This is a genomic window from Halomonas sp. HAL1 (genome assembly GCF_030544485.1).
Taxonomy (GTDB): domain Bacteria; phylum Pseudomonadota; class Gammaproteobacteria; order Pseudomonadales; family Halomonadaceae; genus Vreelandella; species Vreelandella arctica.
The window spans coordinates 101,284-123,462 of record NZ_CP130611.1 but is presented as its reverse complement, the minus strand read 5'-3'; the positions used below and the strand labels follow the sequence as shown (position 1 = coordinate 123,462).

Here is a 22,179-nt window from a genome sequence, read left to right as displayed (position 1 = left end):
GGCATGGCCACATCAGGTTCTAGTCATCTACTGCTCAGGGCAGCAGCTCTTCAATTCCCGCTTCGCTCTGCGAAGCGGCTCGCTCACGCGCCTGCTGGTTTGCACGGCTGACCAGCTCTCGTGCCTCCTCATAGAGGTTCGAGGCGCTATAAGTGGTGTCTCCATGACGATCAAGATTTGTCTCGATCGTAGGAGCATCTGTTGGCAGGCCTAATCCAGCCAACACGGTGTCTGTGATGTCAGGGATGGTGCCGTCCAAGACGGCTGCTTGTCGGACTATGACCATGGCGCCATTTGCGGCCTCTACGATCGCAGGCCGAACACCCTTGTCTACACGAGCCAATGTGGAAACGGCGGAATCTCGCACCTCGCCGTCCCCTAGCAGCTCACTGGCTGCTGCACGCCGGGCATTAACGTATTTGGCGGTATCGAACGTCACTACGGCTGGCATTCCAGTGCTAGACGAGGCCCATGGGAGGTTTATGGGAATGACCGCTATAGCGAACGCCATCGCACCCAGCACGCCACCGGCTAAGGGCAAGACCCTGGCCAAGGGATGCTGAGATCGGTATCTGGTTTTCTGGTCTGTCTCACTCATGTGCCTGCCTATCGTCTACGCATGAAAAAGCCCCAGGAATAAACCAGGGGCTGTGAATAGAACATCAAAATGGAAATTCCACTTTATCGTCTCCATCATCGGCAGCACCAGCGCTACGCGGATCACGGAGGATTCGGCAAGTGTCCACCATGAGGTTTGTGTACACAGTGCCGTTGTCAGCCTTGCGAAAGGACAACTCGCCCTCAACAAAGACCAATTGACCGCGCTTCAGGCGATCTTTCATAACCTCGGCAAAGCGGCCACCAAGGATGCAGTTAAGCCACATCGGTTCATCGCCCGATTTCTTGGCCATGTTAATACCGAACCGAACGTAAGTTTTGCCACTGCCGTTGGTCCGTGCTTCAGGTTCGCCAATGTGGCCAATCTGTAGAGTCTGTCCCCACATGTTCAAATCTCCTCTCTCTCACATTCCCAACGTAATGGGTCTCGTTGGGTGATAGGGGCGCTACTGACACTAAGGAGCCAGCCAGGACGATTTTTTTATAAAAACATGAAAAAGCCCCCTGACTCAGAAGAGTCGAGGAGGCTTTGAAGGGGTCACCGCGGACGATGACGAATGATTCTTGCCTTGGGTTGGAGATAACTCCAATGCGCCAAGTTAAGAAGAAACTTACTGAAAGCTCTCTTGGTAAAGCTCACCACGAATGCATCGTCGACGCTCTCAATGGCTTTTAGAGTGCTTTCCCGATGCAACTCGCGATCAGGGCGACGTACCTGGATGACAGTTCCATCCTCGACAGAGAATGCAAAACCCTCCAGCTCTCCAAGCGAGAAGACCTCGAATGCCACATTCACATCCGTTCCCAAGTCTGCCATTTGTCGAGGCGTTGGCTGGCGCCAGCGTCGACCGGCCTGCCGGGGCAGTATGAAACGTGAGCCTTGCGCTGAGTCGATAGCAAACGCCACCTGATCATCATTGAGGTCATCAAGTTTCAGGCCGCCGAACTCACGCCCAAAGGCTACGGCATCTTCTTGATTTACAATTAGCTCAATATTCATGTCACTCTCTCCTCTCATTCCTGCCATGCAGGTCTCAAGAGGAGATAGGGCGGGGACTGCCACAAGCGGTCAGCTCAGGTCGGCCTGCGCGGTGTTTCGCATGCGGAACATTTCATCAGCTAAAAAGGCAAGAGAGGGAGTGCGCCAGCATAGAAAAGCCCCTGACCGAAAGGTGCAGGGGCTGTGAATCATGCAGGTCTAATTGAGCAGCGCGTCACGACGGTCTGAGGAATCCCCCGGTACTCGTCGTGCTTTTTAACGCGCCCCTTCAATACAACCCTTTTCTCCTCAAGGGCTTTGCCTGTCTTCCAGACAATGTATCGGCCTTCGAGGTCACAGAAGATGTGCTTCCACATCAGCCCCCATCGCGTATCTGACGAAAAGGACTGCTTGCGCACTACTTCCATCTCTAATTGATCGCCTGGATCGCCAGCATAGCCGAGTGCCATCATTGACTCGCTGTTAATAGCTGACTCCTCATGTCGATCGTAGGCTGTGACAGCCGCCGTCATAACACCGACGCCGCGCTTTAGCCCGACCATATCGAACCGAGCATGATGAATAATCATCGTCTCGAACTCACTATGCTCAGCCTGCAGAGGGAGCACTTGCCGCGCCCAAGCTATAACCGCATCAGCCCGAGCCACGTCTTCACTTTCAAATGCCCTCATCCCCTTGCTGATCATCGGAGCTGAACGGGCCATCTCACCAACGATCTCTGCTGTCGCCAAGTCGCCGGTTTCCTCAGCGCGAGAACGAGACACAAAGCCTCGTTGTCTGATCTGCCGTACCGCCGCTGCCACCAACCATCTCAGCTCAATAACAGCCTCTGGCGGGCGACCACCGCTCAAGCCCACCTCATCGATCTCTTCCATCATATTGATCATAGAGACCAATAGTTGAGCGCGGGCCATCATCGACTCGGCACCCTGGTGACCAACATAGTCCTTGAGGCATGTCTTTCCGACTTCTAGGACCGCACCAGTTGCCATCTCTTCCATCAGAAAGAGATAGCGCCGCTCACGCCGTTTGTTGCAATGGCTGCAGTCTCCCGTGGCATCGCCTGATCTGTAAGGTTCGGGCAATCGGCTATATGCCCACTCCAAGGGGGTGACCCGTGCCGCCTTGTCAGCTGCCATGTCGATTCGCGCCAGCAAGCGATACCCGTCCAACTTCGGGGGTTCGCCACTGATTGAGACTTTGACGGCAGCGATCTTCTCCACCCTAAAGTGCGACAGTCGATCCTCAAGATCCACCGTCTCACGAGTCCAAGGCTTTACAGCCTCCTCGAGGACGCTGATCTCAAAGGGTGCCATGCCAAGCTTTTTGGCCTTGCGGTCGAGCCGTTCTACCTTCTCGCGCAGCGCGGGAAGGTGGCACTTCGGTATCCAGCAGGTGGTCTTATCTGTCTGTGTCGTCATGATCCTTGCTCCTCTCTCATTCCTGCGTAATTGCAGGTCTCAAGAGGAGGTAGGGGAGTTACTGACCAGCTAAGTGTTTCGCACGCGAAACAAAGAGGACGCATGCATCGCCACATTGGCAGCTTCACGCAGCGCTATTCGCCCTGTGACGTGAAAGAGTGAGCAACTGCTGTAACCGAGAGGCCTGCCGATGCATCCGCTTGGCTGTAGAAAAGTTGTCCCATCCCGACTGGAAGCTACCCTCACGATTCAGCTCCTCAATACGAGCTGCCGTTTCGGTCCATTGGCCAGGGGGAATAGTGTCTTCGAGCCAGCCCCCCCGTTCGTACAGGTCAATGACTACCCCATCACTATTGCAGATACGCATGTTTAAAGGTCTGAACAACCCCTCATATACGTCTTCGGCTTCACGCCATACCTGATAACACGCAGCAAAACCTGACTCAGCCAGCTCACGAAGTTTGTAATACTCAGTGTATGGAGGCACAACCACAGATCGTGAGGAATCCGTCTCATAGAAGGCGAGTCCTGGCGCGTGATCGTACATGTCCATCTTCACTTCACCCTCAATGGTGATCGAGGCGCCAGTCGCGGGCAGCACATTGGTGCCGAACGTTTTATCAAAATAGCTGGCGCAACTGGCAGCGATACTTTTCTGTAGCTCTCGAAGAAATAAGCGGTCTTCATGTGTTAGGGCAGACATAACGGCCTCCATGTGGCACTGGTGTGATGCAGTATCGAGTGATGCAGTGGGCCTTCATGAAGAGAGCGCGGACGCGGTAAAGGCCTCAGGATGTGATAGGGGGTTTCGTGTCAGGTGGTATAGAACGGCTCGCGCCAGCATGAAAAAGCCCCATGCTGAGAACAGCAGAGGGGGCTTGAATAACTATGCGAGCACTACGGCATCATCCAGGTGGCGGGCCTGAAGCCTTACCAAACCGGACGAGCCCTCAGGCCTGAAAACATTACGTTTACGAGGCAAATCTACCTTGGTGAACGTGTCGCACTCCAGGCCTCCAACGAACCGTACTGTGTACGGGAGTTTTATGCGATCGCCATCTTTCAGGCGCACACGCTGCTTCTTCGACTCAGCATGCTTTAGGCATCTCTCGCGCCATTCGCTGGCATACTCCAGGCTGAGCCCTGCAACTACCCCTAGCCGCTCAAGCTCCCCAAGAGGGGATAGCAGCTTGAGAATGGACGCAGGGCACTGTGACAAGACTGGCCCCATCGTTTCATCCATCGACTTGTAGCAAAACTCACCCTGCGAACAGCTAGTCTTCACGACCGCCGCTATCGTGTACTCAATTGGCGCTTGCTCCGGGGCCTCTGCTGCCCGCTGGATCTTGATCGCAGCGTAGTAGGTAGAGCCCACGAAGCTCGACTTCAGCACTTCGATAGAACCATCCTGGTTGGTGTATTCCTCGTCCAGGTAGGCTTTACGGTCAGACGGCTTTGGTATGCACAATGTACCCATGATCTTGCTCCTCTCTCATTCCTGCGGAATTGCAGGTCTCAACAAGGGGTAGGGGAGGAGCTGACAGAAAATGTTACGCATGCGAAACAAAGCGGCTGGCGCCTTTTGCAGAGCCAGCCGCAAAAGCATGGCCCATGCTTCCCGGGCGTCTAAAATAGAAAACCCCCAGGCAGCACAAGGCTGACTAGGGGCTTTGAAAGAGGAGTGATAACTGCGCGATCGCGTCAGTCCTCCTCGGGTAGCATGATCGTTATCACCGGCTTAGGGGTATCCCCAGGGCCGATAGTCATAACGACATGTTTTGGCACAACGACAGAGCCGGTTTCGGATTGCTCAATCACATCAACGATGAAGTTGATATATCTCTCGTTGCGCTCTCTCGCAGCAGCCTCAAGGGCGACAAGCAATACATCGCCTAACCGCTTTTCCTCTTGCTGCTGCATCTCATGAGGGTTTGTACCGTCATGCCACGCCACCAATGACTCCCAGGCTGCAGCAGTCATGGCAACAGGCACCTTGAAACCCATCATGTAGCCGGCGGCGTGCTCAGCACGTTCGCTGACATCTACCAAGTTGCCATCTTCGATGGCATCTGCACGGGAATAGCTATGGATCATGTCAATTTCATCAAACATGAGCAGTAGCCCCCTGTTGGCGTGACGCCAAAAAAGCAGCCATTGGGATGGGTGTAACCTCAGGCCCAGTCGGCAACTTCCAGGCGCCCTCACGTCTAACAACGCGAGCCAGTCGATCAGCAGCAAAGCATAGTCCCCAGCGCTCACTAGAACGCTCAGACAAGCCGCTTGCTTCGTGCGTAACCTCCCACATCCAGTCAGCATCCACATCAACGCATGAGCGGACTTTGAACACCTGCTCGCTTATTCGCACCCTCCGGCTCAAACCTTCAATGCCTAAGTATTCACCGAAGTTACCGCCGCGACGGCTGTAGATGATCGTTTCCAAACGCTCGCCAAATGTTTCCATTGGGGTTCTCTCTCTTCTCTCTCACATTCCTGCAAAGCAGGTCTCAAGAAGAGATAGGGGACTTGCTGACGTTAAAAAATATGGTATTTGTAGCACCCCTACCTGTTTCGCATGCGAAACAATCTTTTCAGGAGATGCCAATGACCGATCCCACTACAGCCCAGGACAGCACTAAAGAGGGAGCGTCCCGAATCTGCGTGTTATCCAGGTTCGCCATCGAGACACACCCGACAGCCCGAACCCCGACGCCATCCTGTTGATCCAACGCTCAGAAAACATCGTTGGCCAGGGGGCTCGGTTAACCCTCCGAGTCAAGCGGATCGACAACCAACGCCCGTATGGGAATAATCAATTTAGCTGGGCAGCTTGTTACTCGCCTGCAGGTTTAGGTAATCCCGAGAGGATCAAGCTAACAGACGAAGAGTGCCGTGCCGGTGGAGATTTACGTATGCGATTAAGCGGGCTCCTTGGCTATCGTATCGGCACATACTTGATGGCTGAGATCGTCTCTTGGGCAAAACAATGGCCAACGGCAGAGGTCATGCAGATAAAGCTATCTTGGGAGGATGAGAAGCCCAGCGCATGGGACGGAATAAACAATTCGAGGCGAAATCGATTCTATGAGCAGTTCAGTATTGAATTCATCCCTAGTGAAGCCGAATCGCAGATAACCGCTCGTTCAAAATACATGCTTGTTGAAAACCTGACGACTTACGATGCCGAGCGTGCCTGGCGATTGAATATCCAAGAGATGAATGCCAGCGACTGGCTCGTTGATCAGCAGCTCAAGCTGGAAGAGCAGGGAGGGCAGCTAGCGAAGCTCAAGCGAAAGGCTGAAAGCAGTCAGGCTACGATAGACCGCATTGAAGCCCATCCATACCGCTATGCAGTGTGTCGTCTGTTTACCAATCCTCTGGCGTTGGGCTGCCTTGCACTGGTGGCTGTGGCCTTTTCCCTCGCCAAGGAAGTGGTTAGCTGAACTATCCGCCAGCCTCAGGTAACCGGAAACAAAAAAAGCTCTTCGCGAAGGAAGAGCTTGTTGAATGTGAGATCAATGTCTCTTGTTCTGACGAGAATGACAATCGCCAAAATTCAGCTAACTGCTGCTGCCGTCCTGATGGTGATGATGCTTGCTGCGTTCAATTTGAACGAACGTGAATAAACACACGGCCGCCATAAAGACTGCAAAAGCTGTAACTAACCATCCAAAAGGGCTCATAAATTCAATCCTTTTCTGCACTGTTGCGCTCAAGTCTTACAAGAAACGCAATACCTGTTACCCAAATGATAGCACCTACGAAAAACATGGCAACTGATGCACCAAGAGTGATTTTCTCGCTAGGAGCGAAGAAACCCAGAACTCCGGCACCCATGGCGCCTAGACCGAGTTTTCGTACATCGTCTGTCAGTGCCTGCAGGCTGTCCGGCCCCAGCAGAGGCTGGCCATCCTGCATCCTTCGTCGCACGGTGGCGACCCATTGTTGAAACTTTTTGTTCATGATCCTACTCCTCTCATTCCTGCTTTATTGCAGGTCTCAAGAGGAGATAGGGGGCAGGGTGACACTCAGATTAATGGACAAGGCACGCTGCGTTTGTTCCCATTGGTAGCGTGTGGTTCCGGCCTCTATAGCCTGTATCGAAACGCTATGGTTTCCCGCCGTTCAGTCACGGCTCAGAGTTAAAGGAAAAGACATGTCGTTTGTTTTCACCCCATCCTCAGAACGCAAAAAAATTAGCGAAATAATTTAGAGGCAGAATCAGAATGTTAAACCGATTTGTAGTGTTTGTGTCCATTGGGTTTCTATCAGCGTGCAGCATACAAGCTATTGCCGCACCAAACATGCTGGGCAATGCCCCTAGCTCTTTAGGAAATGCCCCTAGCGCTTTGGGCAATGCCCCTAGCTCTTTAGGAAATGCCCCTAGCGCTTTGGGAAATACGCCTAGCTCTTTAGGAAATGCCCCTAGCGCTTTGGGAAATACGCCTAGCTCGTTAGGCAGTGCTCCAAACTCACTACGGGGAGCCCCGAATACACTGAACAACACCCCGAATGCATTGGAAAATACCCCAAACGCTTTGGCGGATATCCCCACTGGAACAGAGGCCATTAAAGAAGGGTTTAAGGCTGTTAAAAAAGGGTTACAACACATTTCTAATTGAATGGATTACAAAAGCACTGATAGCAAAAGCGCGTGACTGCTCCTTGGCAGTCACCATCGCCAAGGGCACTAGCCAGTGCGCCTTGCTAAACAATCATTATGGTATCCGCCAAGCAAGTAGAGAGCGAATAGTTAAATGAAAAGAATAGACGACCACCTGCGTGTCCAGCGACTCATGAAACACTAATGTGTAATGCCGCATGCGGACTAATACCCACACTCTATGGATAATTTAATGCTAAAGCGAAACCTCATTACCGTTTTACCGGCTGTAGTAATGCTGACACTCTCCGGCTGCGGCAATGGCAGCTCTGAAATCACTGGCCTAAAAGAACAGTCTTTCCCTATCGGTAGTTCCTTAACCTTTGAGCAGGCCCTGGAAAACCGAAAAGCTTGCGCTAGCACAAGCTGGGATTTCAAAAAAGACGATCAGGGGCGTGAGATAATCCAGTACGAGTGCGGCTTGAAAGGAATTGATGAACTAAATGATCCAGTGAGGGCGCAGAGTGACGATCCGGTGCTAATAAGCAGTGCAACACATTCTATTGAGTGGCTGCACTCTGAGGGGGAGTATTCACACAGCAATAGCGGATTTTCTCTTTACATGAGTAGCGGCGAGAACGTGCACGAGAATTTAGAGAAGTATGAATCGTACTACTTAGTAGTTGATCCTGAGGTAACGGAGCTAAGCACATTCGTTAAGTACATGGAGGAATATACAGAGTGGCGACGGTAGAAGAAAGTGGGTATCCGGATTAAGTGGTTGATGATCCCCTCTGATCCACCAAAACCTTAATCCTCCCAGAAGGTTGATAGATCGACGCCGTAGTTCTTCTCGGCCTCGGGGAGACCCATGCTGTAGGTCATGGTGGCCTTGCCCAGGAACGGAGATTCCTTGGTCTGTGGCGTCTTCTTCTTGTGCTTGGTGGTGTAGAGCATCCGGGCCCGCATCACCTCGAATGAATAGCCCCGGCCATCGCGGTTCTTGTCCTTGGCCAGCCGGTTGATCGACTCCGTGAAGGCGTTGGTGATTGGGATGTCGGTCTCGAAGTAGGTCAGCACCTCCTCACGCCAGCCACTGACGGCGCTAACGAGATCCTTCCAGACCTCCTTCTGCCCCTGCGGGATGCCGTCAACCCAGGCAGCCAACGCCTTCTCAGCATCCCGCCGGGTGGCACAGCCCCAGATGTGGTAGAACCGCTCCTTGTGCTCATAGGCTGCCAGGAGCTGGGGGAAGGCCCCTGTCCAGGTTTCCATGATGAGACGCTCGCGGTCTGAGACGTCGTGAGCCCGCTTCAGCAGGATCTTCCGGTCGCCCTTAAGGGTTCGTCGCTGGTTGGCCGTCAACTCCTTCCTGAGCCCCTTGCGGACCTTCTCCAGGGCTTCGTTGGCCATACGCACCACATGGAACTTATCGACCACAATGCGGGCCTGTGGCAGCACCGCCTGAACGGCACGGCGGTAGGGCTTCCACATGTCCATGCTGACGATCTCGACCTTGTCGCGCTCAGTCATGCTCATGAGCCGCTTCGTCACCGCGTCCTGCTGACGACCGGGCAGCAGGTCTAACAGAGTACGCTCCTCCAAGTTGGTCAGGATGCAGCGGTAGCGGCGATTCAGGTACAGCTCGTCGATGCCCAGGCAACGAGGAGTCTCGAAGCGGTGCCAAATCGCCAGGAACTCAGCCTTTTTCTTGAAGATTTCGCGTATGGTCTTCTCATCGAGGCCCGTGGTATCGGCTACATAGGCGTAGGGGTGGTTGAAGGCCTCCTTTTCAACATGGCTGTAAAGCCTCCGCGTCATGCGATGAGTGTCCACCATCTCGGGGAGCGTCGGACGGAATGTCTTTCCGCAGGCTCGACATGTGTACCGGCGACGGACCACCCAGAGGGTGACCCGCTTGCCGTGGATGGGTAGGTCACGATAGGCCACATCGCGCTTGCCGAACCTGACAAACTCATTCTCAACGCCGCATTCCTCGCAAGCTAGAGGCTCAGGAGCTTCGATCTGGTAGTGGAGATCATGCTCTTCCACCTTGGTGCCCAGGACGTGGTATTCCGGCAGGTGGAGAATGTTGTCAGAAAAGTGCGTCATATCTTGGGCGTTTTCGTGGCAAGTATGTTTATCGGGATAGTGCCTGTTTGGCATTGAGGACGATGCCAGCTACATGGTGACGAGAATGCCGCCACTGACCTTGAGGCCGTGGATGATCCCCTGGTTGAGGGGACCGTTGAGCACGGCGGCGCCCAGCGCGAACAGCGACGGTAGAGCCTGCGTCGTGTGCTTCCCTTGTACTAATCACGGAGGGCAGGCCCCCTTGCGCTCCATCGAATGCAGCATGGGGTAGAGGGTCCTGGGGCTCAGTCGATAGCCGTGGGGCAAGGTCAGCGTCGGGTAGCCCCACATCATTCCCCAGACGCCTCCTGTGGCAGCGCAAGAGCCATCAGGGCGCTGGCCGCCACCAGAGCGGCCGAGATCCACAGACAGGCGGCCAGGCCATACACCTGGTACACCCAACCGGAGAGTAGTGTGCCGGCGAGGCGGCCCATGGCGTTGGCCATGTAATAGAAGCCCACGTCCATGGAGACGCCATCGGCGCGGGCATAGTGCACGATCAGGTAGCTGTGCCAGCTGGAGTTGACGGCGAAGAGCACGCCGAAGGCCAAAAGCCCCGTCACCAACCAGCCCACTTCGGCCAGGGGCAGCAGGGCCAGCAGCGCTGGCAAGCCGGCCAGGGCCAACGCCCAGAACACGGTGACGGCCCGCGCCCCGCCCTTGACCAGGCCGGTGAGGCGCGGCGCCTGGGTCTGCACCCCACCATAGCCGATCACCCAGATAGCCAGCAGGCCGCCCACCGTCCAATGGCTCCAGCCGTGCTGGTCGTAGAGGAACACCGGCAACGCCACCACGAACCACACGTCCCGGGAGGCGAACAGGCATAGCCGCGCCGCCGAGAGCACGTTGATGGCCCGGGACTTGGAGAACACCTCGGTGAACTTGGGCTTGCGCTTCTGGCGACCCAGGTCAGCCTTGAGCCTTATCAGCGACAGCGTCAACACCGCGACGAGCATCAATGCCATGGCGATGACCGCACCGCGGAAGCCGATCAGAGTCAGCAGCAGGCCGCCGAGGAAGAAACCGGCCCCCTTCAGCGCGTTCTTGGAACCGGTGAGGATCGCTACCCAGCGGTAGAGGGCACTGCCGGCACTAGGGCTGTCCTTGGGCACCAGCACCTTGACCGCGCTCTTGGCGCTCATCTTGTTGAGGTCCTTGGCGATGCCCGAGAGCGCTTGGGCGGCCATCACCCAGGGCACGGTTAGCGCCGCGGCGGGCACCATCAGCATGACCAGCGCGACGATCTGCAGGCCGAGGCCCACGTTCATGGTGCGGTTGAGGCCCAGGCGTGCCCCCAGCCAGCCCCCCACCAGGTTGGTGACTACGCCGAAGGCCTCGTAGAAGAGGAACAGCAGCGCCACCTCCAGCGGTGAGTAGCCCAACTGATGGAAGTAGAGCACCACCAACATGCGCAGGGCACCGTCGGTGAGGGTGAAGGCCCAGTAGTTGCCGGTGATCAGCAGGTACTGGCGCACCTCGAAGGGCAGCCCCTTCAAGCGGATCCCGAGCTTCCCTGCCTCAGACATGGCCCACCTGCTCACTCCCCACCTTCATCGCCAGCTCGGCGGTCCGGTTGGCGTAGCCCCACTCGTTGTCATACCAGGCGTAGAGCTTGAGCTGGGTGCCGTTGACCACCATGGTCGAAAGCGCGTCGATGATCGAGCTGCGCGGATCGGTACGGTAGTCGATGGAGACCAGCGGGCGCTCCTCGTAGCCCAGGATGCCGGCTAGCGGGCCCTCGGCGGCGGCCTTCAGAGCAGCATTGACCTCGTCCACCGTCACCTCGCGTTCGAGTTCGAAGACCATGTCGGTGAGCGAGGCGTTGGCCAGGGGCACCCGCACGGCGTGGCCGTTCAGCTTGCCCTCGAGCTCGGGAAAGATGGCGGTGATCGCCTTGGCCGAGCCGGTGGTGGTGGGAATCAGGCTCATGCCGCAGGCACGGGCTCGGCGCAAGTCCTTGTGGGGGGCGTCGAGGATGGTCTGGGTATTGGTGATATCGTGGACGGTGGTCATGGAGCCGTGGCGGATGCCATAGGTCTCGTGGATAACCTTGACCACCGGCGCCAGGCAGTTGGTGGTGCAGCTCGCCGCGGTGACGATGCGGTGTGTCTCAGGATCGTAGCGGTCGTCATTGACCCCCATCACCACGTTCAGCACGCCCTCTTCCTTCACCGGCGCGCTTACCACCACCCGACCGACGCCCTGGTCCAGGTAGGCCTGCAGTTTCTCGCGGGTCTTGATCTTGCCCGAACACTCGATGACAACGTCGCAGCCCGACCAGTCGCTGTCGGCCGTGGCGACCTTGGAGGTAAAAGCCAGGCGCCGACCGTCGATGAGGATGTCCGCCTCGGTGGCGTCGATTCCCTTTCCCGGTGCCCAGTGGCCATGCACCGAGTCGAACTCCAGCAGGTGGGCGAAGGTGGCAGCGTCACCGCCCGGATCGTTGATCAAGCCGATCTCGACCTCGCCCGATTCGACGGAGCGCCAGAGGCTGCGCAGCGTCAATCTGCCAATGCGTCCGAAGCCATTGATACCAATACGCAGAGTCATAGTTACCTCGCTTTGAATTTAGTCGTGGGTCTCGATGGATCGAGGTTCAGCGCTCGATGTCGTCGCGCTCCTGGATCTCCAGCCAGAGCAATAGCCGATGACGGATTTCGGCCAGCGCCTGCTCGTAGGCATCCCACCGCTCGATAAGGCGAGGATCGCGGATATCCCAGTAGAGATACTCATCACTGCTGCCCTGCCAGTCACGGCATGCCTGCTGGGCCTTGTCACAAAGCACGATCACCGAATCGAAATGCTCACCGGCGAAATCGCCCAGGGACTTGCTGGCGAGCCCCTGAGTGTCGATACCTAGCTTGCTCAAGGTAGCCAAGGTGATCTCATGGGGGCGATCCGGCTCGGAACCAGCGCTGAACGCCTCAAAGCGGTCTCCCGCCAGGTGACGTAACAGGGCTTCGCCCATCAGGGACCTGGCCGAGTTGGCATTGCACAGGAACAGAACACGTCGCAGTCTCATCAGTTGACCCTCATTGATGCGGGCTTGCATATGTGCGGATAGAAAGATGTTGCGTGCTGCTAGGACGTTCTACGCTTCTACCTTGAGTGAACGACTTGACACGCCCCCAATAATTCCATAATTTTGGAAATATGGAAACATCAAACGTAATCGAGAGCTTTTCCGCTCTTGCCCAGGAGACACGCCTGGCGGTCTTTCGCCTGCTGGTACGCCAGGAACCGGATGGGCTCGCCGCCGGCGAGCTCGCACGGCAGCTATCGGTGCCCCATGCCACGATGTCGGCGCACCTGTCTGTGCTGTCGCGGGCAGGTCTGGTGGTATCCCGTCGTCAGGGGCGCTCGATCATCTATCGGGCGAATCTAAACCACATGCAGGAAGCCATCCGCTTCCTGGTGCGCGACTGCTGCGCGGGGCATCCGGAGGTGTGTGGCCCCTTAGCGGAGTCCCTGATCGGTTACACTCCGAATCAAGATAAGGAATGAAACAGTATGCTTCCCCAGATCTATCACAACCCGAACTGCGGCACATCACGCAATACCTTGGCGATGATGAGGGCCTCTGGTGAACCTCCCGAGATCATCGAATATCTCAATACGCCCCCAAGCCGGGAACGCATCGTGGAGCTGCTGGCGAAGATGGGTATCTGCCCTCGGGATCTACTGCGGCGCAAGGGAACCCCCTACGAGGCATTGGGGCTGGACGACCCGGCGTTGACGGATGATCAGCTGATCGATGCCATGCTGGCGGAACCGATTCTGATCAATCGACCGATCGTGGTGACACTGAAGGGTGCCAGGCTATGCCGACCATCGGAGACGGTGCTGGATCTCCTTGACCACCCAGTAGCGCACTTCATCAAGGAAGATGGTGAAGTCATCCATTACCCAGGAATCGCGCCATGAAAGACATCAAGATGCCGGCAGACCTCCCCAATATTGATCCTTCCCAGTTGCGTTCCATCGACACGACACTGTTGGCAGGCCCCGAGACCCCCCAGCATGCGCCACGTATTTTGGTGCTCTACGGATCCCTGCGAGAACGATCCTACTCACGTTTCGTTGCCGAGGAAGCCGGGCGACTGCTGCGTTGGTTCGGATGCGAGGTGCGGACTTACAACCCTAGCGGCCTGCCCTTGCCGGATGATGCGGGGGCTGACCACCCCAAGGTTCAGGAGTTACGCGAGTTGGCCGAGTGGTCGGAAGGCATGCTGTGGGTCAGTCCCGAACGCCATGGTGCCATGACGGCCATCATGAAGGCCCAGATCGACTGGATTCCGTTGTCACTAGGCGGCATTCGTCCCACTCAGGGGAAGACCCTGGCCGTGATACAGGTATCAGGCGGGAGCCAGAGCTTTAACGCGGTTAACCAAATGCGCATCCTCGGTCGTTGGATGCGCATGGTGACGATCCCCAATCAGTCTTCGGTACCGAAAGCTTTCAATGAATTCGACGAAGATGGCCGCATGAAGCCCTCTCCTCTGTACCTCCGCATAGTGGATGTTTGCGAGGAACTGACCAAGTTCACCCTGATGATCCGAGGACGAAGCGACTACTTGACAGACCGCTACTCTGAGCGAGTGGAAAGCGCGGAAGACGTTTCTCGGCGCGTGAATCAATGTGCCATCTGATAGGAGTCACACCATGACCGCACTCCAAGAATCCCAAGCCCCAAGCGCCACCGAGGGCATGGGTCGTTTCGAGCGTTATCTTTCGGTATGGGTGGCGATGGCCATCGTCGCCGGCGTACTGCTGGGCCAGTTCGCCCCGGCGGTGCCCGAAACCCTCTCGCGCTTCGAAGTCGCCCAGGTGTCGATCCCAGTAGCCATCCTCATCTGGGCGATGATCTTCCCGATGATGGCGCAGATCGACTTTACCGCTGTGCTCGGTGTGCGCCGCCAGCCCAAGGGGCTTGTCATCACTACCACGGTGAACTGGCTGATCAAGCCCTTCACCATGTTCGCCATCGCCTGGTTTTTCCTGATGGTGCTGTTCAGGCCCTTCATTCCCGAAGAGCTGGCCAGCCAGTACCTTGCCGGTGCCATCCTGCTGGGGACCGCGCCATGTACCGCTATGGTCTTCGTGTGGAGTTACCTGACCCGCGGCGATGCTGCTTACACTCTTGTCCAGGTGGCGGTCAACGACCTGATCATGCTGTTCGCCTTCGCCCCCATCGTGATCCTGCTGCTCGGCGTGTCGAACATCCAGGTACCCTACGACACGGTGGCGCTGTCGGTGGTGCTCTACATCGTCATCCCGCTGGCCGCCGGTTACCTGACCCGGCGCACCCTGATCGCCCGTCGCGGCATCGAGTGGTACGACAACGTCTTCATGAAAAAGGTAGGACCGATCACGCCCATCGGCCTGATTATCACCCTGGTGCTGTTATTCGCCTTCCAGGGCGATGTCATACTCAACAACCCGCTGCACATCGTGCTGATCGCCATCCCGCTGATCATCCAGACCTTCCTGATCTTCTTCATTGCCTACGGCTGGGCCAAGGCGTGGAAAGTGCCCCACAATGTCGCCGCCCCGGGAGCGATGATCGGTGCCAGCAACTTCTTCGAGCTAGCCGTGGCCGCCGCCATTGCCCTGTTCGGCCTGCAGTCCGGCGCGGCGCTGGCCACTGTGGTCGGGGTGCTGGTGGAGGTGCCAATCATGCTCATGCTGGTCAGAATCGCCAACAACACACGGGACAGGTTCCCCGAATAATAAAATCGGCCCGTGTTCCTGTAACACGGGCCTCAATGCGTGATCTGAAAGTCAACGCCTAGCCGAGAAGCTACGTGATCAGGGTAGCCTGGCGAGCCATCACCCAGCGTAGTCCCTCTTGTCCTGGCCAATTCCACAGCTTCCCGAGCATGAACCAGGTAGTCCGGTTCTCCTTCGCTTTATCAACGGCGGCCAAGTAAGCGGCTATGGCTTCAAGTGTGGTTATGTAGGGCCTATCAACCAGTTAATCCGTTGTGAGTTTTGCTTGTCGCCCACCTTTCAATTTCGCATAGCAACCAGATAATCCGGATACCCGTATTGGTTAAGGCGTGTCATGGTCTCTGTGAGTGCGGTCATACTGTGCTCTTCTTCTCCAAGCGGCGGAAAGGCTTGAATCAGCGGCTGACCGCCTTCCCAACCTATCTTGATTTGCCAGGAGCATCGCTAGGTTCCTTTTTCATCTAATGCGTCGTTTTTTGATCGAGATAAGTTCAGTTTTAACCCGAGCAGCGTCAGTAAGGCAGCGAGTATCCAAGCGGGGCCACTACCGGTGCGTGTGAAAGGAGTTAGGCCCTGCATCGGGGTCACCTCGCCAGTTAAACTGGCCTGTTCAAACTGTGGGGCACGGGCTGTGACGTGACCTTGTGAATCGATGATGGCCGTCACGCCATTACTGGTAGCTCGAAGTAGGTGACGACCATTTTCAAGGGCACGTAGACGCGCCATTTGAAGATGTTGGTGTGGGCCAATGGAACGCCCAAACCACGTGTCGTTGGAAACCGTTAATAGCAGCTCGGCATTACGCGCCTGTTGGGCGACATGGTCGGCGAAAATGATCTCGTAACAGATAGCATTGCCAATGGTGGTTCCAGCCACGTGTAACGGAGCCTGTACGTCTGAACCAGGGGTCAGCCGGGGTGTTGGCAAGTCGAAAAAAGCAAGGGTGTCAGCGAGGAGGCTTTGGAATGGCAAATACTCGCCAAAGGGCACTAAGTGCGCTTTTTGGTATTCGCCTTGCACATCATTTAGCCCTATGACGCTGTTATAAGAGCGCCCTTCACTGTCGCGTTGCAAAATGCCGGTCAACAAGGCGGTGTCAGGCCCCAGGTCGGACGCTACTTGTTCCAGTATTTGCTGTGCTTCCTGCTCAAGCATGGGAAGGGCTGCCTCAGGCCAAACGATGAGGTCGATATCCCTTGCTTGCACCCGTGTCATCGTCGTGTAGATACTGATCGCTTCGCGCTGCCCTTGGGCAGTCCACTTAATGCGCTGATCAAGATTCCCTTGCAACAATGCCACCTGGATGGGCTTGCCAGCCGGGGTTGTCCATTGGGCGGGCAATAGGAATGGAACGATCCACAGGGCGGCCATTGGGACGAGGAAAATCCAGCGGCGACGCAGTACCTCTACCCCTAACGTACCTGTCAGCGCGGTCATGAGTGACAGCAAGTACACACCACCAACGGGCGCCCATGGGGCTAGTGGAGAATCTATCTGAGAGGTGCCCAGCAATAACCAGGGAAAGCCGGTGAGCAACCAGGTGCGTAGCCATTCGCTCACCACCCACATACCGGCAAAGCTAAGAAAGGCGAACCGTGGCCCCGTGATGCGTCGATAGAGCCCAAAGGGGACTGCAAAGAAGAGCGCCAGGACGCTAACAAATAGCGTGGTGAGGAACATCGCCACCAAGGCCCCGGTGCCACCGAAATCGTGAATAGCAACGAAGACCCACGACGTGCCTGAACCGAACAGGCCTACCCCATAACACCACCCTCGCAGGGTGGCCATGGCGGGCGTTAGCGACGCTATTCTCCAATAGACCAGTGCCACGCTCACTGGGCCAAGCCACCATAGGGAAAAAGGGGCGGCACTCAAGGTAGTCAGTACCCCAGCGGCGAGCGCTACAACGCAATCGACTATTGGTGAGCGTCGCCCAGCAAAAAACGTATATTCTTTATCTTTATCGACCACATCCATAGCGTTACTCAGTGCGCTTAAATGTAGGCCGCTCACGCCATAGCGCCACTGCGTATACCACGACACCTGCCAATAACGCGATATCAGCCAGGTTGAAGGCCGGCCAATGCCAGTCTCGCCAATAGAAATCAAAGGAATCCACAACATAGCCGCGAAAGACCCGGTCAATCAGGTTGCCCATGGCGCCACCGAGGATAAGACTGTAAGCGATGGCTTCTCCTTTATGACGATTTTCAAGGATCAGCTTGATCAGAAAAATCGAGACCACTACCGCGATTCCGATAAAAAAGTAGCGCTGCCAGCCTCCACCATTCGCAAAAAGACTGAATGCGGCACCGGTGTTCCATAGGTGCACCCAGTTAAAGAACGGGGTCACCGAAACATACTCGCCATAGGCCATTGATTGCTGCACCAGCCACTTTACAGCCTGATCAGACGCTGCCAGCAGGCCCGATATGGACAATAGGGCATACGGCGAGAGCTTTTTGCCAATAATGAGCATTATTTAACCCTTCAACGCCAAAATGCGTCTGGCACCGTTAAGTACAATGCCCCCCGCGATGGTGCCGATAATCAGATCCGGATAATTGGAACCGGTCCACGCGACCAAGGCGCCGGCGGTGATGACCCCCAGGTTGATCACCACGTCGTTGGCCGAGAATATCCAGCTTGCCTTCATGTGCGCCCCGCCTTCCCGATGTTTGGATATGAGCAGCAGACAACTGGTATTGGCAATCAATGCGACGAATGCGATAGCCATCATCACCAGCGATTCAGGCTCACTACCGAATACAAAGCGTCTCACCACCTCTACGAGCACGCCCACAGCCAAGATCAGTTGCAGTACACCAGCAAGATGCGCGGCACGTACCTGCATTTTCACGCTATGTCCAACCGCATAAAGGGCAAGCCCGTACACCGCCGCATCGGCAAAATTGTCCAGGGATTCTCCAATCAGGCCGGTGGACTGGGCGATCAGACCGGCAGTCATTTCCACCACGAACAGAAGTGCATTGATGCCGAGCAACCAGCGCAGGGTCCCGGATTCTTGCTTAGCAGAAGCTGCCGAAAACTCGGCGGCCTTGATGGTCTCCGGATTTGCAGCGACGGTTTCCTGAAGCGAGGCGCCTAGCCCCAAGGTCTTCAGTTTCGAGGTGACGGGCTCGACCTCGCCGTCATGCACGACCTTCAGCCGGCGGTTCGACAAGTCGAAGGACAGCGCCCGAATCTCCTCAAAGCCGTTCAGGGCTAGGCGAATCATTCGTTCTTCTGATGGACAGTCCATCTTCGGCACGGCATAAACACTGACCCATCTCCCTGGCGCCTCGGAGGAGGCCTGTATATCGGTATCCGCTGCGGACGTTGCATCACCGCCACAGGCGCCACCACAGGATTTGCTCATGATACGACTCCACTTGAACAATGTTGTGGTACCATTTAAAACTATAAAGCTACTATAAGGTCAATAGAGTAAAGAATCCGTTGGGGAGGAGGCTGATGCGCATTGGTCAGTTGGCGCAGTTGGTAGGGGTCGAAACACAGACGATCCGCTTCTATGAACAGCAGGGCTTGTTGCCGCCGCCTGATCGGCAGGACAACGGTTACCGTGTCTATACCGAGAAGCATGGTGAGGGGCTGGCCTTCATCCGTCGCTGCAGAATCCTGGGCCTGTCACTGGCTGAGATTCACGAACTACAGAGCTATCAGGACGACCCTCATCAGCCTTGTACCGCCGTCAACGCCTTGCTCGATGATCACATCTCTCATGTGCGGTCGCAGATAACCGCTCTGCAAGCGCTTGAGAAACAACTCGTTTCACTGAGAGCGAGTTGCAACGATGACCGGGAAGTTGAGGCGTGTGGGGTTCTTGCTGGAATTAGCGAAGGAAACATGCACCAGCAGTAGGTGAAGCATCAACCAGATAATCCGATGAGATGCCGGTCTGTCTCACTCTCATGCAAAGGTAAGATCAACCATTAAATCCGTATACCCAAGAAAGTTATAGCCACGACCACTTAATCACAACCAACCCGCTTAACTACCCGCAAAGCTGTTCTGGCCTTGTACGCTGGCTCAACTCGGGCAGGAGAGTATGCAGCGGCCAAGGGCACAAGCGAATCATAGGAAAAGTAGGATTATCGGGGCCATTCGCTAGCTGCAGCCAACTGCCGAATTTTCAGGAGATATAATGAAAGAATTATTATTCCTATGTATTGGATCACTACTTCTGTTTTTAATGATTAAAGATGGCAGAAAGTCTTTCAGCAAAAAGCCACCCAAAAAAATTAAACTTGATGAATTTAAGGACCGGCCTCCACTGACATGGACGGGGCGCGACAAATCGAATCCACTGGACACCGACTTGAAATAACCAACTGATCAAGGAAAAGACCGCATGAGCATGCTGGAGAAAACCCTGATCAATTCCGCAGAGCTGGAATTGCAGATGCTTACCTCCCTCGCACACGATGGGGAGCCGGTAGAGCGGGCAAACTGTTATCAGCGAATCAGTGCCTTGACCATCCTGGCCCACATCAAAGACAACGGACTAACGCCAGAAGGCGTGGCAGCTTTGGAACGGGTCGAAGTAGCAGCAAATGAGCTGATGAAGCTCCACGCCAAATGATCGAGGAAAGCCCCGGATCAGACGTCAATTGACTAAAGAATAGGCGGTTGTATGAAAGAGCTGTTTTTACTATGTGCTGGGTCACTACTTCTATTTTTTTTGGTTAAAGACGGACGAAAGGAGTTCCGCAGAAAACCTCCCATCAAAATTAAACATGATGAGTTTAAGGATAGGCCTCCTATAACGTGGACGGGCCGAGACCCGCTGAACCCGATTGATACCGATTTTGGAAACAAGTAGCAAAATCATAGGAAAGATGCCCTAGGCTAACGGCTACATGCGTCGATAATGCTCACCGCGCTCAGGCCTAAGCTAGTCAGGTACAGACAGCTTTTATATGGAGGTATCTTATGTGGTTTGTGGTCAACCCAAACAGCCCCCTAGAATTTATGACTTTCGACTTTCGTCATTCGGTTGAGGTTGATGGCATCGAGATAGGAAGTCCCGGAACGATATTCAGAGATGGTAAGCCAATCGCTCGTAATGATGCGATCCTCAATGGTTCGCAAGCCGTTTCAATTCTTCAGAAGGCAGGTGTGCCAGGGTTTCCAACAAAAAACGCTGCCAAGGAAGTGGCTGTAAAAAGCGGGTTAATGACCTGGAAATACCTGCAAGTTTTTGAATTAACGAATCAATATGCGCAAATTCAGCCGACTAGCTGCAACAACACTTGGCAGGGGATGCATTGAAAGCACCTCCCACAGCAGAACTGAGGGAGGTGTGAAGTCAACGATCTGGACGAACCACAAGACCGTATAGCCCATGCCTTACGGGGTAGGTTCGCCGTTTGCCATCAATTGATAGCCTGACTGAGGCAGCGTAAGGCCAGTCCCGCGAAAGGAACGTTACCTTCGCTTTCCGCCGCTCAATCCCAAAGTCCGCTGGGTCAACATCTGCAAAAGGCTGACCTTCCATCGCTCGCCAATAGCAACGAAGATCAGCATCGCCGCGGACGATCAGTACCTCATCATGGTTTTCCATTCCTCTCTCCTCATTCCCGGTATGACAGATCTCAAGGAGAGGTAGGGGGCGGTGTGACGGGAAACGTTGCCGCGGTTACAGCCAGGAGGTTTGGTCGACAGGCAGCCGTCCATCAGGGTCATAGGCGTCAAGCCGATCCTGGTCGCCCAGTGCGTCGGTGTAGACCACCAGATTCACACCGCCCGGGTTGGCCATCGATGGAAACAGGATTCCGCTGGCGCCAGCCTCTATGGCCAGGTCGCCGAGCAACCAGCTTGGCGGCTCAACGTGATCATTAAACCAGAGCCTACGCCAGTCACAACTCACTTCCTGCCAGAGAGAGTCCCAGTCAGCTGAGTACCCTTGGCTGAAGTCCACCACGCTGGCTAATTCTACGGTGTAGCTCACGATCAGCCCGGGTGGCATGAGCGTTGAGAGCTGCCGGTACTCCTCGAGGGCGGTAAGCTCTTCCAGAGCGAGGTAGAGGGCTGGCACCCCGATGCGGTTGAGGCGACCACCATGTTGGGCTGCGCCGGCTCCACTGGTTGGCGCGATCGCCCAGCGAGGGACATGGATACGATAGGCCGATTGTTCGGTCAGGCCGGTAAGGATCATCCGGTCGCGCCTGCGTGAAGCGATTGTACGTAGCGCAATAGATCCTCAGCTCGCCCCTCGCTAACTAGCTGCTCGGGTGTCTTGAAATCGAATGCGCTGATCGGTTCGTTGCGAAACCAGAACGCTGCATCCTGAAAACTGCCATTTATGTCAGCCGCAGCGCCCATGACTCGTACCGCATCCCGTAAATAGGCCTGCAGCTTCTCTGCCCCTTGGGCGCGATTGATGGTAACGCGGTGTACATGTGCCCGGGAGGCCAGCGTCTGAACATCCATGCCCAGGGCTAAGCAAAACATCTTCGGACTGATGATAGGGCTCTTGGTTAGCCGTGCTCGTGCTTTCAAGTCAGCCAGGAACTGGCTGAAGGTGTCGGGAGCATCGTAATCGGACGGCTCGGTGATTGCTTCTGCGCTCATAGCCTATCCTCCACGCAATAATGCAGCGATATTGCTACATAAATGCATCATAGAACCTCAACTCTCTTGCGTCCATCCCGACA

General features: G+C 55.6%; 28 protein-coding genes. 9 read left to right on the top strand and 19 right to left on the bottom strand.

The features are described 5' to 3' along the window. Positions 1–34 precede the first annotated feature (34 nt). The 8 genes from Q3Y66_RS20545 to Q3Y66_RS20510 all read right to left on the bottom strand — a co-directional run bounded on the left by Q3Y66_RS20545 (position 35) and on the right by Q3Y66_RS20510 (position 5,500). Positions 35–598 (bottom strand): hypothetical protein, encoded by a 564-nt coding sequence (locus Q3Y66_RS20545; RefSeq protein ID WP_008958310.1) that lies wholly within the window; start codon positions 596–598, stop codon positions 35–37. Positions 599–662: 64 nt separating this feature from the next. Then, positions 663–1,004 (bottom strand): single-stranded DNA-binding protein, encoded by a 342-nt coding sequence (locus Q3Y66_RS20540; protein ID WP_008958311.1) that lies wholly within the window; start codon positions 1,002–1,004, stop codon positions 663–665. A gap of 152 nt (positions 1,005–1,156) precedes the next feature. Continuing rightward, positions 1,157–1,618: a hypothetical protein gene (locus Q3Y66_RS20535; protein ID WP_008958312.1), complete on the bottom strand. Its 462-nt coding sequence runs from the start codon at positions 1,616–1,618 to the stop codon at positions 1,157–1,159. Positions 1,619–1,806: 188 nt separating this feature from the next. After that, positions 1,807–3,039 (bottom strand): hypothetical protein, encoded by a 1,233-nt coding sequence (locus Q3Y66_RS20530; RefSeq protein ID WP_008958313.1) that lies wholly within the window; start codon positions 3,037–3,039, stop codon positions 1,807–1,809. 124 nt (positions 3,040–3,163) lie between these two features. Further along, positions 3,164–3,742 (bottom strand): hypothetical protein, encoded by a 579-nt coding sequence (locus tag Q3Y66_RS20525; protein WP_008958314.1) that lies wholly within the window; start codon positions 3,740–3,742, stop codon positions 3,164–3,166. A 183-nt stretch (positions 3,743–3,925) separates the two neighbouring features. Further along, positions 3,926–4,516 (bottom strand): hypothetical protein, encoded by a 591-nt coding sequence (locus Q3Y66_RS20520; protein WP_008958315.1) that lies wholly within the window; start codon positions 4,514–4,516, stop codon positions 3,926–3,928. 224 nt (positions 4,517–4,740) lie between these two features. Continuing rightward, complete coding sequence (locus Q3Y66_RS20515; RefSeq protein WP_008958316.1) at positions 4,741–5,151, bottom strand: DUF6573 family protein; 411 nt, start codon at positions 5,149–5,151, stop codon at positions 4,741–4,743. Continuing rightward, positions 5,144–5,500, bottom strand: a complete 357-nt coding sequence (locus Q3Y66_RS20510; RefSeq protein ID WP_008958317.1) for a hypothetical protein — start codon at positions 5,498–5,500, stop codon at positions 5,144–5,146. Before Q3Y66_RS20510 ends, Q3Y66_RS20515 begins: the two co-directional genes overlap by 8 nt. A 493-nt stretch (positions 5,501–5,993) precedes the next feature. Between Q3Y66_RS20510 and Q3Y66_RS20505 the strand changes: the two genes are divergently transcribed. After that, on the top strand, positions 5,994–6,479 hold the full coding sequence (locus Q3Y66_RS20505; RefSeq protein WP_139041563.1) for a hypothetical protein: 486 nt from the start codon (positions 5,994–5,996) through the stop codon (positions 6,477–6,479). A 244-nt stretch (positions 6,480–6,723) separates the two neighbouring features. Here Q3Y66_RS20505 and Q3Y66_RS20500 read toward each other — a convergent pair whose 3' ends face one another. Further along, positions 6,724–6,999, bottom strand: a complete 276-nt coding sequence (locus tag Q3Y66_RS20500; protein ID WP_008958319.1) for a hypothetical protein — start codon at positions 6,997–6,999, stop codon at positions 6,724–6,726. Between the two features lie 893 nt (positions 7,000–7,892). On the opposite strand from Q3Y66_RS20500, the gene Q3Y66_RS20495 reads away from it, so the two are divergent. Further along, positions 7,893–8,393 carry a hypothetical protein gene (locus Q3Y66_RS20495; protein WP_008958321.1) on the top strand — a complete coding sequence of 167 codons (501 nt, stop codon included), beginning with the start codon at positions 7,893–7,895 and terminating at the stop codon, positions 8,391–8,393. A 56-nt stretch (positions 8,394–8,449) separates the two neighbouring features. On the opposite strand, the gene Q3Y66_RS20490 is transcribed toward Q3Y66_RS20495, so the two are convergent. The 4 genes from Q3Y66_RS20490 to Q3Y66_RS20475 form a co-directional block, all read right to left on the bottom strand. After that, positions 8,450–9,751 carry an ISL3 family transposase gene (locus Q3Y66_RS20490; protein WP_008958322.1) on the bottom strand — a complete coding sequence of 434 codons (1,302 nt, stop codon included), beginning with the start codon at positions 9,749–9,751 and terminating at the stop codon, positions 8,450–8,452. A gap of 311 nt (positions 9,752–10,062) precedes the next feature. Beyond that, positions 10,063–11,298 carry an organoarsenical effux MFS transporter ArsJ gene (arsJ, locus tag Q3Y66_RS20485; protein ID WP_008958323.1) on the bottom strand — a complete coding sequence of 412 codons (1,236 nt, stop codon included), beginning with the start codon at positions 11,296–11,298 and terminating at the stop codon, positions 10,063–10,065. After that, positions 11,291–12,322, bottom strand: coding sequence for an ArsJ-associated glyceraldehyde-3-phosphate dehydrogenase (locus tag Q3Y66_RS20480; protein WP_008958324.1), 1,032 nt, complete (start codon positions 12,320–12,322; stop codon positions 11,291–11,293). The genes arsJ and Q3Y66_RS20480 overlap by 8 nt, the downstream gene beginning before the upstream one ends. 46 nt (positions 12,323–12,368) lie before the next feature. Continuing rightward, entirely contained in the window at positions 12,369–12,794 is a 426-nt protein-coding gene (locus Q3Y66_RS20475; protein ID WP_008958325.1) for an arsenate reductase ArsC, read from the bottom strand. Between the two features lie 131 nt (positions 12,795–12,925). On the opposite strand from Q3Y66_RS20475, the gene Q3Y66_RS20470 reads away from it, so the two are divergent. Genes Q3Y66_RS20470 through arsB form a run of 4 tightly spaced genes read left to right on the top strand, consistent with a single transcriptional unit; the run spans position 12,926 to position 15,502 of the window. Next, positions 12,926–13,276: a helix-turn-helix transcriptional regulator gene (locus Q3Y66_RS20470; RefSeq protein WP_008958326.1), complete on the top strand. Its 351-nt coding sequence runs from the start codon at positions 12,926–12,928 to the stop codon at positions 13,274–13,276. A 6-nt stretch (positions 13,277–13,282) separates the two neighbouring features. Then, positions 13,283–13,696 carry an arsenate reductase (glutaredoxin) gene (gene arsC, locus Q3Y66_RS20465; RefSeq protein WP_008958327.1) on the top strand — a complete coding sequence of 138 codons (414 nt, stop codon included), beginning with the start codon at positions 13,283–13,285 and terminating at the stop codon, positions 13,694–13,696. 11 nt (positions 13,697–13,707) lie between these two features. After that, entirely contained in the window at positions 13,708–14,421 is a 714-nt protein-coding gene (gene arsH, locus Q3Y66_RS20460) for an arsenical resistance protein ArsH (RefSeq protein ID WP_008958328.1), read from the top strand. Positions 14,422–14,434: 13 nt separating this feature from the next. Then, positions 14,435–15,502 (top strand): ACR3 family arsenite efflux transporter, encoded by a 1,068-nt coding sequence (gene arsB, locus Q3Y66_RS20455; protein ID WP_008958329.1) that lies wholly within the window; start codon positions 14,435–14,437, stop codon positions 15,500–15,502. A gap of 444 nt (positions 15,503–15,946) precedes the next feature. Here arsB and lnt read toward each other — a convergent pair whose 3' ends face one another. The 3 genes from lnt to Q3Y66_RS20440 are packed head-to-tail and all read right to left on the bottom strand — an operon-like array spanning position 15,947 to position 18,881. Then, positions 15,947–17,479, bottom strand: coding sequence for an apolipoprotein N-acyltransferase (lnt, locus tag Q3Y66_RS20450; protein ID WP_008958330.1), 1,533 nt, complete (start codon positions 17,477–17,479; stop codon positions 15,947–15,949). Between the two features lie 4 nt (positions 17,480–17,483). Continuing rightward, the gene (gene lspA, locus Q3Y66_RS20445; protein WP_008958331.1) at positions 17,484–17,981 is read right to left on the bottom strand and encodes a signal peptidase II; all 498 of its coding nucleotides are present in this window, start codon (positions 17,979–17,981) and stop codon (positions 17,484–17,486) included. 3 nt (positions 17,982–17,984) lie between these two features. After that, entirely contained in the window at positions 17,985–18,881 is an 897-nt protein-coding gene (locus tag Q3Y66_RS20440; protein ID WP_004574643.1) for a cation transporter, read from the bottom strand. Positions 18,882–18,976: 95 nt separating this feature from the next. On the opposite strand from Q3Y66_RS20440, the gene cadR reads away from it, so the two are divergent. The 3 genes from cadR (at position 18,977) to Q3Y66_RS20425 (ending at position 20,794) form a co-directional block, all read left to right on the top strand. Next, the gene (gene cadR / locus Q3Y66_RS20435) at positions 18,977–19,384 is read left to right on the top strand and encodes a Cd(II)/Pb(II)-responsive transcriptional regulator (protein ID WP_004364961.1); all 408 of its coding nucleotides are present in this window, start codon (positions 18,977–18,979) and stop codon (positions 19,382–19,384) included. A gap of 490 nt (positions 19,385–19,874) precedes the next feature. Continuing rightward, on the top strand, positions 19,875–20,105 hold the full coding sequence (locus Q3Y66_RS20430; RefSeq protein ID WP_008958333.1) for a hypothetical protein: 231 nt from the start codon (positions 19,875–19,877) through the stop codon (positions 20,103–20,105). Between the two features lie 350 nt (positions 20,106–20,455). Then, positions 20,456–20,794, top strand: a complete 339-nt coding sequence (locus tag Q3Y66_RS20425) for a hypothetical protein (protein ID WP_008958335.1) — start codon at positions 20,456–20,458, stop codon at positions 20,792–20,794. A 37-nt stretch (positions 20,795–20,831) separates the two neighbouring features. Here the strand turns inward: Q3Y66_RS20425 and Q3Y66_RS20420 are convergent, their stop codons facing one another. The 3 genes from Q3Y66_RS20420 to Q3Y66_RS20410 form a co-directional block, all read right to left on the bottom strand. Next, complete coding sequence (locus Q3Y66_RS20420) at positions 20,832–21,086, bottom strand: hypothetical protein (RefSeq protein WP_008958336.1); 255 nt, start codon at positions 21,084–21,086, stop codon at positions 20,832–20,834. A gap of 75 nt (positions 21,087–21,161) precedes the next feature. Beyond that, positions 21,162–21,680, bottom strand: a complete 519-nt coding sequence (locus tag Q3Y66_RS20415; RefSeq protein ID WP_008958337.1) for an RES family NAD+ phosphorylase — start codon at positions 21,678–21,680, stop codon at positions 21,162–21,164. Next, the gene (locus Q3Y66_RS20410; RefSeq protein WP_008958338.1) at positions 21,677–22,096 is read right to left on the bottom strand and encodes a hypothetical protein; all 420 of its coding nucleotides are present in this window, start codon (positions 22,094–22,096) and stop codon (positions 21,677–21,679) included. Before Q3Y66_RS20410 ends, Q3Y66_RS20415 begins: the two co-directional genes overlap by 4 nt. Between the last annotated feature and the right edge of the window lie 83 nt (positions 22,097–22,179).